The 13,787-nt window shown below is 68.1% G+C and carries 13 protein-coding genes; 7 read left to right on the forward strand and 6 right to left on the reverse strand.

Annotated elements, in window-relative coordinates:
• The 4 genes from C665_RS02970 to rsmA form a co-directional block, all read left to right on the forward strand.
• Positions 1-2,285: LPS-assembly protein LptD (locus tag C665_RS02970; protein WP_004299810.1), on the forward strand; the 2,285-nt coding region annotated here is incomplete at its 5' end.
• 30 nt (positions 2,286-2,315) lie between these two features.
• Positions 2,316-3,632 (forward strand): peptidylprolyl isomerase, encoded by a 1,317-nt coding sequence (locus C665_RS02975; protein ID WP_004299811.1) that lies wholly within the window; start codon positions 2,316-2,318, stop codon positions 3,630-3,632.
• Positions 3,629-4,645, forward strand: a complete 1,017-nt coding sequence (pdxA, locus tag C665_RS02980) for a 4-hydroxythreonine-4-phosphate dehydrogenase PdxA (protein ID WP_004299814.1) — start codon at positions 3,629-3,631, stop codon at positions 4,643-4,645. The genes C665_RS02975 and pdxA overlap by 4 nt, the downstream gene beginning before the upstream one ends.
• Before the next feature lie 43 nt (positions 4,646-4,688).
• On the forward strand, positions 4,689-5,507 hold the full coding sequence (gene rsmA / locus C665_RS02985; RefSeq protein ID WP_004299816.1) for a 16S rRNA (adenine(1518)-N(6)/adenine(1519)-N(6))-dimethyltransferase RsmA: 819 nt from the start codon (positions 4,689-4,691) through the stop codon (positions 5,505-5,507).
• Positions 5,508-5,574: 67 nt separating this feature from the next.
• On the opposite strand, the gene C665_RS02990 is transcribed toward rsmA, so the two are convergent.
• From C665_RS02990 to C665_RS03015, 6 genes are all read right to left on the reverse strand, one after another.
• Complete coding sequence (locus C665_RS02990) at positions 5,575-5,766, reverse strand: YgaP family membrane protein (protein WP_004299818.1); 192 nt, start codon at positions 5,764-5,766, stop codon at positions 5,575-5,577.
• 147 nt (positions 5,767-5,913) lie between these two features.
• The gene (locus C665_RS02995; RefSeq protein ID WP_004299820.1) at positions 5,914-6,600 is read right to left on the reverse strand and encodes a Crp/Fnr family transcriptional regulator; all 687 of its coding nucleotides are present in this window, start codon (positions 6,598-6,600) and stop codon (positions 5,914-5,916) included.
• Between the two features lie 4 nt (positions 6,601-6,604).
• On the reverse strand, positions 6,605-7,369 hold the full coding sequence (gene xth, locus C665_RS03000) for an exodeoxyribonuclease III (RefSeq protein WP_004299821.1): 765 nt from the start codon (positions 7,367-7,369) through the stop codon (positions 6,605-6,607).
• Between the two features lie 69 nt (positions 7,370-7,438).
• The gene (locus tag C665_RS03005; protein WP_004299822.1) at positions 7,439-7,816 is read right to left on the reverse strand and encodes a hypothetical protein; all 378 of its coding nucleotides are present in this window, start codon (positions 7,814-7,816) and stop codon (positions 7,439-7,441) included.
• A gap of 32 nt (positions 7,817-7,848) precedes the next feature.
• Entirely contained in the window at positions 7,849-8,583 is a 735-nt protein-coding gene (locus C665_RS03010; RefSeq protein WP_004299823.1) for a hypothetical protein, read from the reverse strand.
• An 8-nt stretch (positions 8,584-8,591) separates the two neighbouring features.
• The gene (locus C665_RS03015; RefSeq protein ID WP_211207572.1) at positions 8,592-9,167 is read right to left on the reverse strand and encodes a YidH family protein; all 576 of its coding nucleotides are present in this window, start codon (positions 9,165-9,167) and stop codon (positions 8,592-8,594) included.
• Positions 9,168-9,393: 226 nt separating this feature from the next.
• Here C665_RS03015 and C665_RS03020 point away from each other — a divergent pair, with 226 nt between their 5' ends.
• The 3 genes from C665_RS03020 to istB all read left to right on the forward strand — a co-directional run bounded on the left by C665_RS03020 (position 9,394) and on the right by istB (position 13,752).
• A complete protein-coding gene (locus C665_RS03020) occupies positions 9,394-11,361 on the forward strand; it encodes a histidine kinase dimerization/phospho-acceptor domain-containing protein (RefSeq protein ID WP_051021668.1) in 1,968 nt (655 codons plus the stop codon).
• A 110-nt stretch (positions 11,362-11,471) separates the two neighbouring features.
• Positions 11,472-12,962: an IS21 family transposase gene (gene istA / locus C665_RS03025; RefSeq protein ID WP_157277007.1), complete on the forward strand. Its 1,491-nt coding sequence runs from the start codon at positions 11,472-11,474 to the stop codon at positions 12,960-12,962.
• A complete protein-coding gene (gene istB / locus C665_RS03030; protein ID WP_004299831.1) occupies positions 12,955-13,752 on the forward strand; it encodes an IS21-like element helper ATPase IstB in 798 nt (265 codons plus the stop codon). Before istA ends, istB begins: the two co-directional genes overlap by 8 nt.
• Positions 13,753-13,787 lie beyond the last annotated feature (35 nt).

The raw sequence follows: 13,787 nt of genomic DNA on the forward strand, positions 1-13,787 counted from the left end.
CACCCGCGGCCGTCGCACCCGCACCGGCACCCGCACCCGCACCCGCGGCCCTCGCCAAGCCGCCGGTGGTCGCCGCGCCTGCCCCCGCCGTCGAGCGACCCGCGCTCGCCCCGGGCGAGACCGCGGTCAGCGCGCTGCGCATCCATGGCGAGCGCGGGATCGAGCTGGTCGCCGAGGGCGAGGCCGAGCTGCAGCGCGACGACACCCTGCTCACCGCCGACCGCGTCACCTATCGCGAGCCGACCGACGAGGTGCTCGCCGAGGGGCACGTGGTGCTGAGCCGCGGTGGCGACACGATCCGCGGGCCGAAGGCCACGCTGGTGGTGGGCGACCGTGTCGGCAGCTTCGAGACGCCGACCTACGAGCTCTCGCGTGCGCGTCCGCCCGCGCTCGCCGGCGACGCCCCGCGCACCGTGGCCGGCAGCGGCCAGGCCGATCTGCTGCGCCTGGAGGGCGAGAACCAGTACCGCCTCGCCAACGCGACCTGGACCACCTGCAGCCCGCAGGACCCGGACTGGTACATCAAGGCGCGCGAGCTCGAGCTCGACTACGACCGCGAGGTCGGCACCGCCCACGCCAGCTCGATCGTGTTCATGGACACGCCGATCTTCTGGATGCCCTGGGCCGAATTCCCGCTCAGCGGCCAGCGCCAGTCGGGGCTGCTGCCGCCCACCTTCGGCTCGTCGAACAAGACCGGGGTGGACTTCACCCAGCCGTACTACTGGAATATCGCACCCAACTACGACGCGACCCTGGCGCCGCGCATCATGACCCGGCGCGGCGTCCAGTTCGGCGGCGAGTTGCGCTATCTCGGCGAGGACTCCCAGGGCACCACGCGCCTCGAGTGGATGCCGAACGACAAGGTGACCGGCGAGGAGCGCAGGCTCGGCTCGATCCAGCACCAGCAGCGCTTCGCCCCCAACTTCTACGGCACGCTCGATCTCAACGCGGTGTCCGACGACGGCTACTTCGAGGACCTGTCCTCCAACATCGGCGTGGCCTCGCGGGTCAACCTGCTGCGCGAGGGGCGGCTGATCTACGCGGGCGGCTGGTGGACCGCCTCCGCGCTGGCGCAGCGCTACCAGACGCTGAACCCGGATCCGGACGTGCGCAACGTCGAGCCCTATCGCCGCCTGCCGCAGTTGCGCCTCGACGCCGTGCGCGCCGACCTCGCCGGCGGCATGGCCGGCCTGCTCGAGACCGAGTTCGTCCGTTTCGCCCATCGCGAGAGGGATCGCGACGAGGCCGCGCGCGTCGTCGCCTATCCGCAGCTGTCGCTGCCGATGCAGGGCGCGGCCTGGTTCGTCACGCCCAAGGCGGGCGTGCATTACACCAGCTACGACATCGACCGCGTCGCGGCGACTTCCGGCAAGCCCGAATCGATCACGCGCTCGGTCCCGATCGTCTCGCTCGACTCCGGCCTGTTCTTCGAGCGCGAGACGAGCTATTTCGGCAGCGACTACCTGCAGACGCTCGAGCCGCGGCTGTTCTACCTGCGCGTGCCGAGCCGCGAGCAGTCGGACATCCCGCTCTTCGACACCAACCGCTTCGACGTCGGTTTCGCGCAGATCTTCGCCGAGAACCGCTACTCGGGCAGCGACCGCATCGGCGACGCCAACGACCTCACCGCGGCGCTTACCACCCGCTTCATCGATGCGGAGACCGGGGTCGAGCGCCTGCGCGCGCTGATCGGCCAGCGCTACTACTTCTCCGACCAGAAAGTCTATCTGTACGACGAGGACGAACTGCGCCGCGCCGGCACCGGCAACGAAATCCTCGCCGGTCTCGGCGGACGCATCACCAGCACGGTGACGGTGGATTCCTACGCCCAGTACAACACCGAGACCAGCCGCACCGAGCGCCTCAACGCGAGCGTGCGCTACCAGCCCGGCTTCGCGCGCACCCTCAACCTGAGCTACCGCTACGCGCCCAACCTGCGTGTCGATCAAGACATCGTCGGCCTCGAGGACATCGACGTCTCCGGCCAGTGGCCGCTCGCGCGCCAGTGGTACGGCGTCGGTCGAGTCACCCACTCGCTCAAGGACGACCGCATCACCGAGGCGGTCGCGGGTATCGAGTACGACGGCGGCTGCTGGGTGTTCCGCACCGCGGTGCATCGCTTCGCGATCGACGAGGACGACGTGACCAACGCCATCTTCATCCAGCTCGAACTGAACGACCTCGCCGGGATCGGCTCGAATCCGCTCAGCCTGATCAAGCGCAGCGTCCCCGGCTATGGCAAGATCAACGACTCCTCGGCCAACCGCGTGTTCGGCAACAACTGAAGCCGGTTCCGCGCTTCCACCTCCAAACACATGAAACGACTCCTTTTCCGCTCCCGCGTCGCAATCGCCATCGGCCTCGCGGCCACCACGCTCGCGCTGCCGGTGCATTCCGCGCCGCGCGCGGTCGAGGTCGACCGCATCGTCGCGGTCGTCAACAACGAGGTCATCACCGGCCTCGAGCTGCGCGCGCGCATCGAGCAGACCCGCCGCCAGCTCGCCCGCCAGGGCGCCCAGCTTCCCCCCGAGGAAGTCCTGCAGCGCCAGCTGCTCGAGCGCCTGATCGTCGAGCGTGCCCAGCTCCAGCTCGCGCGCGAGTCCTCGCTGCGCGTGGATGACGTCACGCTCGACCGCGCGATCGAGCGCATCGCCTCGAACAACAAGCTCTCGATCGACCAGTTGCGCGCCACGCTGGAGAAGGATGGCGTCACGTGGAGCCGCTTCCGCGACGAGATCCGCAGCGAGATCCTGCTCACCCGCCTGCGCGAACGCGAGGTCGACAGCCGCATCGTCGTCACCGACGCCGAGATCGACAACTTCATCGCCAACAACCCGGACGCCTTCTCCGGCCAGGAGTTCGCCGTCGCCCACATCCTGCTGCGCACGCCCGAGGGCGCCTCGCCGCAGCAGGTCGAGGCGGTGGCCAGGCGCGCCGAGCAGGTGATGGCTCGGCTGCGCTCGGGCGAGGACTTCGCCCGCGTCGCCGCCGAGGTCTCCGACGCGCCCGACGGCCTGCAGGGCGGCAGCCTGGGCTGGCGCCCGCTCGATCGCCTGCCGGCCCTGTTCGCCGACGCCGTGCGCCGCATGCGCCCGGGCGAGACTTCGCCGGTGCTGCGCAGCGCCGCCGGCCTGCACATCGTGCGCCTGGTCGACGCGCGCGGCGGCGGTGCGGCGGCGGTGCAGAAGCTCGAGCAGACGCGCGCGCGCCACATCCTGATCAAGACCTCCGAGGTCCTCTCCGACGCCGACGCGGAGGCCCGCCTGCTGGCGATCCGCGAACGCGTGGTCAATGGCGCCGACTTCGCCGAGCTGGCCAAGGCGAGTTCGGCCGACCTCTCCGCCGCCCGCGGCGGCGATCTCGGCTGGCTCAACCCGGGCGACACCGTGCCCGAGTTCGAGCGCGCGATGAACGCGCTGCGGCCGGGCGAGGTCAGCGCGCCGGTGCGCTCGCCTTTCGGCTGGCATCTGATCCAGCTCGTGGAGCGCCGCATGCAGGACGTCACCGACGAGCGCAAGCGCGCCGCCGCGCGTCAGGCCCTGCGCGAACGCAAGGCCGAGCAGGCCTACGAGGACTGGTTGCGCCAGCTGCGCGACAGCACCTACGTCGACTACCGTATCGAGCGCGAATGAGTGTCGCCGCGGAAGCGGGGCGCAGGCTCGTCGCCATCACCAGCGGCGAGCCCGCGGGGGTCGGCCCCGAGCTGTGCCTGCGCCTGGCCGAGCGCGCCTGGCCGCTGCGCCCGGTGGTGCTCGCCGACATCGGGTTGATGCGTGCGCGAGCCGTGGCGCTCGACAGCGCTGTGGGCGTGGTCGAATTCGACGCCGCGCGGCCTGCGGCCGAGGGCGCGGTCGAGGTGCTGCATCTGCCGCTCGCGGCGCCTTCCCGGGCCGGCGTGCTCGATCCGGCCAACGGCGCCTACGTGTTGCGCTTGCTCGACCGCGCGATCGCCGGCTGCCTGCAGGGCGAATTCGCCGCCATGGTCACCGCGCCGGTGCACAAGGGCGTGATCTGCGAGGGTCTCGGCGCCCACGAGACCATGCCCTTCACCGGCCACACCGAATACCTCGCCGAGCACACCGGCACGCCGCGGGTGGTGATGATGCTGGTGGGCGGCGGCCTGCGCGTCGCGCTGGCGACCACCCACCTGCCGCTCGCCGCGGTGCCGGCGGCGATCACGCCGCAGGTGCTCGAAGAGACCCTGCGCATCCTGCACGCCGACCTGCGCCGCCACTTCGGCCTCGCCGCGCCGCGCATCCTGGTCGCCGGCCTCAACCCGCATGCGGGCGAGGGCGGCCACATGGGGCGCGAGGAGATCGACGTCATCATCCCGGTGCTCGAGCGCCTGCGCGCCGAGGGCATGCAGCTCGTCGGTCCCTTGCCCGCCGACACCCTGTTCGTGCCGCACACGCTGGCGCAGGGCGATGCGGTGCTGGCGATGTACCACGACCAGGGCCTGCCGGTGCTCAAGCACGCCAGCTTCGGCGGCGGCGTCAACGTCACGCTCGGCCTGCCGATCATCCGCACTTCCGTAGACCACGGCACCGCGCTCGACCTCGCCGGCAGCGGCCGCGCCGATCCCGGCAGCCTGTTCGCCGCGCTCGAGCTCGCGATCGCGATGACGCAGGCGCGCGCCGCCGCCTGAGCGCGGCGCAGCCAGGCCGGGCTGCCCCGGCGAAAGGAAATCCATGCACGACTTCGACACCGACGGCCATCGCGCGCGCAAGCGCTTCGGCCAGAACTTCCTCTCCGACCCCAACATCATCCGCAAGATCATCGACGGCATCCGCCCGCAGCCGGGCGAGCTCATGGTCGAGATCGGCCCCGGCCTGGGGGCGATGACCGACCCGCTGATCGAGCGTATCGGCCACCTGCACGTGGTCGAGATCGACCGCGACCTCATCGCCCGCCTGCACGAGCGCTACACGCTGGCGCAGCTCACGGTGCACGAGGGCGACGCGCTGAAGTTCGACTTCGGCAGCCTTTGCGCCGGCGAGGAGGGGGGCGTCGGGCCCAGGCTGCGCATCGTCGGCAACCTGCCCTACAACATCTCCACCCCCATCCTGTTCCACCTCGCCGGCTTTGCCGACCAGGTCAAGGACATGACCTTCATGCTGCAGAAGGAGGTGGTGATGCGCATGGTGGCCGAGCCCGGCACCGAGGAGTACGGACGGCTGTCGGTGATGCTGCAGTACCGCTTCCGCATGGGGCGGCTGTTCGACGTGCCGCCGGGCGCCTTCCGTCCGGCGCCCAAGGTGATGTCCAGCATCGTGCGCATGGCGCCGCTGCCGGCGGAGCAGCTCGGCGCGCGCGACGAGGCCTTGCTCGGGCGCATCGTCGCCGCCGCCTTCGGCCAGCGCCGCAAGACCCTGCGCAACACCTTGCGCGAGTTCATCGACGACGCCGGGCTGCAGGCGCTCGGGATCGACCCCGGGCTGCGTGGCGAGAAGCTGTCGGTGGAGCAGTACGTCGCGATCGCGAATGCGTGCGCGGGGCGACAGGGGTGAGGCGCCAAGTCGAGAGGCGCGTGAAAAAGCCGGCGGTGCGCCGGCTTTTTCGTGGGGTGGGGCGTGCTTACTTCTTGCCGAGCGGGCAGGTGTTCATGCCCAGCATCGTGTAGGCCGGGCACCAGCCGAGCAGGCCGGTGGCGAGCGGGACGATGCCGATCCAGGCCCACACCGGGCCGCCGAACACCGCCCAGGCGAGCAGCGCGATACCGGCCACGATGCGAAGGATCTTGTCGGCGCCACCAACGTTCGTTTTCATGTGTGTTCTCCTTGGATCGGATGAGGTGAGTGGCCGGATTGGACCACGCCCGGCCGGCTGCGGTCTGTAACCGAGGTTACACAGCCCGTACCCGATCCGGGATGCTACGCCGGTCCGCCCGGGAGCGGGATCCCGGAGGTAGGTGGCTCAGGCCGCGCCCTTGCCCTCGGCGGCCATGCGGCGCAGTCCCGGCGGGTCGATGATCTCGACCTGCTCGCGCGCGAGCTTGACCAGGCCCTGCTCGGCGAAGCTCTTGAGCAGCCGGCTGACGATCTCGCGCACGCTGCCGAGCTCGTCGGCGAGCTGCTGGTGGGTGACGTGCAGCACGCGGCCCTTGCCGAGCAGCAGCGCCGCCAGGCGCTGGTCGAGCTTGCGGAAGGCGACCTCCTCAATCAACTGCATCAGGTCGGCGATGCGCTCGGCAAACAGGTGGAAGACGAAGTCGCGGAAGGGGCGTTCGCCCATCATGTCGTCGAACACCGCCTTCGGCAGCAGCATCAGCAAGGTGTCGGACTCGGTGACGCCGCGCGCGTTGTAGTCCTCGTGGCCGAGCAGGCAGGACGAGGAGATGATGCAGGTCTCGCCCGGGCCGACGCGGTAGAGCGGCAGCTCGCGCCCGCTCGGCGCGCACTTGCTCACCCGCACCGAGCCCTCGACCACGAAGGGAAAGCCCTCGCAGGCCTGGCGGTCGTCGAACAGCATCGCGCCCGCGGGCACGTGCATCCAGTGCGCGCTTTGCAGCAGGCGGGCGCGCGCCGGTGCCGACAGCTCGGCCAGCACCGGGTAGCGGGCTTCGAGGCGCCCGGCGTCGGTCGGGGAGGTGCTGGCGCTCATCGCTTCAGGCCAGTTCCAGCACCACCGGCGCGTGGTCCGACGGACGCTCCAGCCGGCGCGGTTCCTTGTCGACCACGCAGTTGCGGCAGGCCGCGCGCAACGCCGGAGACACCAGCAGGTGGTCGATGCGCAGGCCGAAGTTGCGCCGGAAGGCCATCATCCGGTAGTCCCACCACGAGAACGCGCGCTCGGGCTGCTCGAAGAGGCGGAAGGCGTCGATCAGGCCGAGCTCCTGCAGCGCGCGGAAGGCGGCGCGTTCGGGCGCCGACACGTGGATCTCGTCCTTCCAGTCGGGGTGGGCGTCGCGGTCCTCGGGGGCGATGTTGAAGTCGCCCGCCAGCACCAGGCGCTCGTGCGTCTTCAGCTCCGCGCGCAGCCACTCGGTCAGCGCGGCGAGCCAGCGCAGCTTGTACTCGAACTTGTCCGAACCCACCGCCTGGCCGTTGGGGAAGTAGCCGCACACCACGCGCACACCGGCGATGGTTGCGGCAATGATGCGCTTCTGCTCGTCCTCGAAGCCGGGGATGTTGCGCACCACGCTGGCCTCGGCGATCGGCTGCGGGCTCAGGATGGCGACGCCGTTGTAGGTCTTCTGGCCGATGAAGACGGCGTGGTAGCCGGCGGCCTCGAGTTCGGCGACCGGGAAGGCCTTGTCCTCGAGCTTGAGCTCCTGCAGGCACAGCGCGTCGGGCTGGTTGGCGGCGAGCCAGTCGAGGACCTGGGGCAGGCGGACCTTGAGCGAGTTGACGTTCCAGGTGGCGATCTTCATCTGTCGAACCGGCGATTGAAGCAAGGCCCGCCATTGTAAGCCGCCAAGTCACAAGTCACCGGCTCGCGATCAGCGCCTCCTGGCAATGCGGGTGACCAGCCCGCGCAGGAGCAGGTAGGGCAGGATCGCCAGCGTGAACGCCACGAGGATCACTTCGCCCGGATACACGAAGCGCAGCACGATGATCTGGTAGGCGACATCGAGCACGACGGCGAGGAGGAAGACCTTGCTGACGTCCTTCCAGCCATGCTTCAGCATGTCGATCCGGTGCTCCGGATGGGTTGCCAGCGCCCAGAAGTAGGGCGGTTTGCCGGTCCGTGCGTCGAGCAGCCCGGCCTTGATGGCGAAGAACGCCGCCATGAGCGGTTGCAGCAGCAGGCGGAACTTCAGCGGACCGCTGACGCGATCGCCCATGTTGTCGAGGATGCGAATCCAGATGTCATCCATTTCGGGTGTTCTCCATTGAGGTGTCCTTGCCGTCAGCCCAGGGGCAGCAGGATGAGGCCGTAGAGGAGACCGCCCGACAGGAAGGGCCAGAACCGGCCGTCCTTCTCCGTCGGCAGTTCCAGGATCAGGCTGTTCATGATCACTGCGCCCGACAGGAAGGCGAGCAGCAGCGGGATCAGGCTCGCCGGCAGGTCGAGCAGCGCCGCGCTTGCCCAGCCGGCGAGCGCCATGCCGGCGAGGACGAAGCGACCGCTGCCGCGATAGTCGTTGCCGTATTCATTACTGAGTTCGCGGTTGATTGCGAGACAGTGAAAGCTCATGGCGACCGCGTACAGTTCGATGGCGGCGTGATGCGCCTCGAGCCCGCGCAGCAGCAGATAGCCCATCAGCCAGGCGTAGGCGGCGAAGCCGCCGATCTGGACCTGGAAGTCCAGGCGATCCGGCTTGCCCTCGCGCGCGCTCGACTGGCGCGTATGGAAGTGCCGGATGCCGTAGAAGCTCAGGAATCCGGCCAGGGCCAGGTAGTAGATCGCCTTGCCTTCGTAGGGCAGCGCCCTGGCGGCCGCTTCCGTGAACGCATGGCGCGCGCCGTGCAGTTCCGGCATGACGTGGAGGAACACGTAGGCGGCCGCCATTCCGCCGCCGAACGAGGTGAAGCTGCGCGGCCCGAGCAGCCGGCCGAGAATGCGGGTGCGCTCGCCGACGAGGAAGGCGGCCGCGAGCAGCAGCGCCGCGAGGCCCGTTTCGAGGAGCTTGGCGGCTTCCATGCCAGTTCTCAGAGCAGGTTCGCGATGATGCTCACGAACACCCCCAGGCCCACGAGGGAGATGATGAGCGCCATGACGAAGGAGGGGCGCTTCCAGATGGCGACCGCCGCGACCGGCCGCATGCCCTTGATTGAAAACCAGTACTCGACGGTGCCCATGACCATCGCCAGCGTGCCGAGCCCGACGAGGAAGAGGCCAACGGTGCGCGGTTCATATTGCTGGGGGACCAAATTGACGTCGCCGCCCTTGAGCCCCTCGAGCACCTTGTAGATGGTGAAGCCGAAGCTGATCATCGACAATGCGGTGCGCAGCCAGGCCATCAGCGTGCGATCGGCGCCCATCACCGTGCGCTTGATGGCGAGGAGGGTGCGGTCTTCGGCGAGCTCGTTGGACGACTTGAGCTCGTGCGCGAGCGCCTTGGCCGCCTTGGTTTCGCTGGCCTGGGGGCGGCCGGGGCCGGGACCCGGAAACATGCCGCTGAGCTTTCCCATCAGGGACGGGTGGTGTGGCGGCGTCTTGCGGCTCGAGGCCGGTTCGTCGCCCGCTGGTCGCTTGTCGTCGTCTGTCACATCGGACTCCTGCACAGGGGGCCATCTGCTTGTGATAAAAGCGGGCCTTGCGGGTTACTTGGGGGCGATCGAACCTGTCGCGGACTTGAGAGGCCCGCGGTTCGGATTGCTCGCACCTTACGCGCAGCGGGACATGGAGGGCATTGGACCTTGGGCTTAGTCGGGTCCGGGCGTCTGTCCATCACCGCTGTTGCCGGCGGGTTCGTCAGTCGGGTCGGTTTCTTAGGGGGTCTTGGCATCGATGTTGAACGGGACGGACGCAGGCTCGCCGAACAACGGGGGCGGCAGTGTGGGCGCCGAAGAGCAAGTGCGCACAAATGCCGCTTTCGCGGACAATTTCAGCTTCCTGGCTTTGGCGTCGGCGCTCTCCTCCAGCCTCGTGCGCGCCCAGTCCGCGGAGCTCGATGAACAGGTCCGCAATGCCCTGCAGCGAATCGTCGAGTTCTTCGACGCGGATCGGGGCATCCTGTGCGTCGTGGCGCATGCCGACCGCCGTGTGCTGATCCGCGACTGCGTGCAGCGGGGCGGCGCGGACCTGCCGTTGAGCACGCCGGATGCGGGGGCGATCTTCCCGTGGCTTTTCGACGAGGTCGTTGTCGGGGGGCGAGTGGTGAGCATTCCGTCGATCGATCGATTGCCGCCGGCGGTGGCGCTCGATCGTGCCGGCCTGTGCGGATGGCAAGTCCGGTCCGCCCAGTTCGTTCCCATCTCGCATGCAGGCGTGGTCGAGTTCGTGCTCGGGCTGGGGTGCAGTTGTGACGACCCGGGCTGGACCGACGAGACCATCGGCCGCCTGTGCCTGCTCGGGGAAACGCTTGCCGGCGCGCTGCGGCATCAGGTCCTCGAGGAGAAGCAGGTCGACTCGCTGCGCTTCGAAAGGGTGATCGCCGATGCCTGCGCGCGCTTCGCCGGAGCGTGGTCGGATCAGATCGACGAGGAGATCGAGCGGGCCCTCAAGGAGGTGCTCGATTTCACCGGAGCCGATCAGGCAGGATTCTTCGCCACGGTGGACACGCCCGGGCATCTCCGCCTTACCCATCTGAACCATGCGGAGGGCATCGTTCCGGCGGAAAAGCAAGTGATTCCCTATGGCCGCGCCTGCCCCTGGTTGTATGACATAGTCGTGAATCAGCGCCGTCTTTATTGCTTCCACCGCTGGGACGAAATCCCCATCGAGGCCGAGGTCGATCGTCGCTATCTCGAGATGAAGGGGACGCGCTCGGGTCTTTACGTTCCCTACGTCGTGGGCGGTGTCGTGCGGCACGTTTTTGCGGTGATCAGCAACACCGGAGAGATACGCTGGTCGCCGGTGCTCGTCGAGCGCATTCAGGCACTGGGAGGCGTCTTCGTCAGTGCGCTGGCACGAAAAAGCGTCTTCGACGCCCTGCGGCGCAGTGAAGAAGGCCTGCGCGAGGCGCAGCGCATCGCAGGGCTCGGCAGTTGGGAGTGGGATGTGCAGACCGATGCGGTCTGGACCTCGCCGCAGACCGACCTGATCCTCGGCTCGAAAGCGCGATCGTTCAAGACCTTCATGGAAAGGGTCCCCGAAGACGAGAGGGCCGTGCTGACGCAGGCGCTCGAAGCCTGCCTGTCGGGGACCCCCGCCCGCCAACGCATCCAGCACCGCATCCTGGGCGCAGGTGGGGAAGAGCGTATCGTCGAGAACCATTTCGAGCGGGTCGCGGGCGGCCCGGCGTCCGGGCCGCGTGTCTTCGGCACGCTGCAGGACATCACGCTTCGTCGCCGTGACGAGCTCGAGCTCGAGAGCCTGCGTGCGCAACGCTGGCACGCCGATCGCGTCGCGCAGATCGCGGTGATGACTTCATCGCTGGCGCACGAACTGAGCCAGCCGCTCACCGCCATCCTGAGCAATGCGCAGGCCGGGCTGCGAATGCTCCGGGCCGGTGCCTTGCCCGCCGAGGAAGGCGAGGCGATCCTCGAGGACATCGTGGCCGACGACAAGCGTGCCGCTCAGGTCATCGAATCCCTGCGTGCGATGCTGCGCCGCCGGCCCACCGAGCGCCAGCGCGTGGAGATCGCGCAACTGGTGCGGGACGTCATGGGCCTGATGCATAGCGAACTGGTCATGAACGATGTGCGGTTCGAGCTCGATCTGCTTGCCGAGGGCTGCATCGAGGTCGATCGGGCGCAGATCCAGCAGGTCCTCATCAACCTGATCATGAACGGCATCGAGGCCATGCACTGTTGACGCGCACTGAAAACTACCCAGATTTCGGGGGGTCTGCGCGCTGAAAAGTACCCAGGTGATTAACCTCCGCCGCTTCCGTCGAGGAGCGGGGAACAAAGGAGATGATCACCATGAATCTGCTGGGGAAGGTCAGAAGGCTGTACTACCGGGAGGGGCTCACGCTCTCGGAGATCGAGCGTCGCACGGGGCTGACGCGCAAGACGATCCGCAAGTGGCTGAAGGCGCCCGAGGGGGTTGAGCCGAAGTACCGACGCAAGGTCGGCGACACCAAGATCGCGCCGTACGTGGCGCAGTTGGTCAAGATGTTGGAGACCGATGCGCGGCGCCCGCAACGGGACCGGCGCACGGCGCTGAAGCTGTTTGGTCAGTTGCAGGTGCAGGGGTTCGACGGCGATTACAGCCGCGTCACCGAGTTCATCCGGCGCTGGAGGGCCGAAGGCGGTGCCTCGGTCACGAAGGCCTTCGTTCCGCTGCAGTTCGAGCCGGGAGAGGCGCACCAGTTCGACTGGAGCGAGGAGCATCTGGTCATCGGTGGGGTGTGGCGCAAGGTGCTCGTGGCGCACCTGAAGCTGTGCTACAGCCGTGCCTTTGTCGTGCAGGCGTATCCGACGCAGAGCCACGAGATGCTGTTCGATGCGCACGCGCGGGCGTTTGCTGCGCTCGGGGGCGTGGCCCGGCGCGGGATCTACGACAACATGAAGACGGCCGTCGACCGGGTGAAGAAAGGCAAGGCGCGGGTGGTCAATACACGCTTTGCGGCGATGGCCTCGCACTACCTGTTCGAAGCGGACTTCTGCAATGTTGCCAGCGGTTGGGAGAAAGGCGTCGTCGAGAAGAACGTGCAGGACAGCCGACGGCGGATCTGGCAAGAGGCGGCCGAGACGCGCTTTGGTTCCTTCACCGAGCTGAACCTGTGGTTGCTGGCGAAGTGTCGCAGCCTGTGGCAGGAGCTCAAACATCCGGAGTACGACCTCAGCCTGGCGGAGATGCTCGAGCAGGAGCAGCCCAGCCTGATGCCGATGATCACGCCCTTCGACGGCTACGTGGAGACGCTGGGCAAGGTCTCGAGCACCTGCCTGGTTACGTTCGAGCGCTGCCGTTACTCGGCCCCCTGCGAACTGGTTGGTCAGATGGTCGGCATCCGGGTGTATCCCGAGCAGATCGAGCTCGTCGCGCACGACACCGTCGTGGCCCGTCACGTGCGCAGCTTTGCGCGCAACGAAGCGCGCTACGACTGGCAGCACTATGTGTCGCTGATCGAGCGCAAGCCGGGCGCGCTCAGGAATGGCGCGCCCTTCGCCGACATGCCTGCGCCATTGCAAGCGCTGCGCGCGTTGCTGCTCAAGCGCGAAGGGGGAGATCGGGTCATGGCGAAGGTGCTCGCCGCCGTGCCTCAGCATGGCCTGGGGGCGGTGATCGTGGCGGTGGAGTTGGCGCTCGAAGCGGGCCGCCCCAGCCCCGAGCACATCGAGAACGTGCTCAACCGCCTGAAGTCAGCCCCTGCCACGCCGACCGTCGACACGGTACTGACCCTCAGCGAAACACCGGTGGCAGACCCGCAGCGTTACGACCGGCTGCGTGCGGAGGTGAGCCATGCGTGATGTGCTTGCCGAACTGAAGGCCCTGCGCCTGTACGGGATGGCCGACGCCTGGGCGGAGTTGGTGTCCACGAGTGATCTCGGGTGTCAGAGTTCGGGCTGGCTGCTCGAGCACCTGCTCGAGGCCGAGCATACCGACCGTCACCTGCGCTCGATCCGCTATCAACTGCAGGCGGCCCGGTTCCCGGTGCATCGAGATCTGGCCGGGTTCGACTTCGAGCAGTCGAAGGTGGAGCGGGCACTGATTCAGGAACTCGCCACGCTCGACTTCACCGCGCAGGCCCACAACGTCGTGTTCATCGGCGGCACCGGCACAGGCAAGTCGCACCTGGCCACGGCGCTGGGCGTGTCCGGGATCACCCGGCACGGCAAGCGGGTGCGCTTTTACTCGACCGTTGATCTGGTCAATCTGCTCGAGCAGGAGAAGGCGGCCGGCAAAGCCGGCAAGCTCGCCTTCTCGCTGCTGCGCATGGATCTGGTGATTCTCGATGAGCTGGGCTACCTGCCGTTCAGCCAGAGCGGCGGAGCGCTGCTGTTTCACCTGCTCTCGAAGCTGTACGAGCACACCAGCGTGATGATCACGACTAACCTGAGCTTCGGTGAATGGGCGAGCGTGTTCGGCGACGCAAAGATGACCACGGCACTGCTCGACCGGCTGACCCATCACTGCCACATCGTCGAGACGGGCAACGAGTCCTATCGCTTCCGTCAGAGCTCGGCCAGCGCGCGCTCGCGGATCAAGGACCGTGAGCAATCCAAGCGCGACACCCTTACCGAGGACGAGCCGTTCTGACCCGGCGCCCGCGCAGAGAAGCCCGCTTCGGGCTA

The organism is Thauera aminoaromatica S2 (genome assembly GCF_000310185.1).
Lineage (GTDB): Bacteria > Pseudomonadota > Gammaproteobacteria > Burkholderiales > Rhodocyclaceae > Thauera > Thauera aminoaromatica.

Bases quoted from the DNA above. Each gene is read 5' to 3' on its own strand.
- C665_RS02990 (WP_004299818.1), bottom strand. From the start codon at position 5,766: ATGAAAACGAACGTTGGTGGCGCCGACAAGATCCTTCGCATCGTGGCC.
- istA (WP_157277007.1), top strand. From the start codon at position 11,472: ATGAATCTGCTGGGGAAGGTCAGAAGGCTGTACTACCGGGAGGGGCTC.
- C665_RS03020 (WP_051021668.1), top strand. From the start codon at position 9,394: ATGTTGAACGGGACGGACGCAGGCTCGCCGAACAACGGGGGCGGCAGT.
- C665_RS02995 (WP_004299820.1), bottom strand. From the start codon at position 6,600: ATGAGCGCCAGCACCTCCCCGACCGACGCCGGGCGCCTCGAAGCCCGC.
- pdxA (WP_004299814.1), top strand. From the start codon at position 3,629: ATGAGTGTCGCCGCGGAAGCGGGGCGCAGGCTCGTCGCCATCACCAGC.
- C665_RS03005 (WP_004299822.1), bottom strand. From the start codon at position 7,816: ATGGATGACATCTGGATTCGCATCCTCGACAACATGGGCGATCGCGTC.
- istB (WP_004299831.1), top strand. From the start codon at position 12,955: ATGCGTGATGTGCTTGCCGAACTGAAGGCCCTGCGCCTGTACGGGATG.
- C665_RS03010 (WP_004299823.1), bottom strand. From the start codon at position 8,583: ATGGAAGCCGCCAAGCTCCTCGAAACGGGCCTCGCGGCGCTGCTGCTC.
- xth (WP_004299821.1), bottom strand. From the start codon at position 7,369: ATGAAGATCGCCACCTGGAACGTCAACTCGCTCAAGGTCCGCCTGCCC.
- rsmA (WP_004299816.1), top strand. From the start codon at position 4,689: ATGCACGACTTCGACACCGACGGCCATCGCGCGCGCAAGCGCTTCGGC.
- C665_RS02975 (WP_004299811.1), top strand. From the start codon at position 2,316: ATGAAACGACTCCTTTTCCGCTCCCGCGTCGCAATCGCCATCGGCCTC.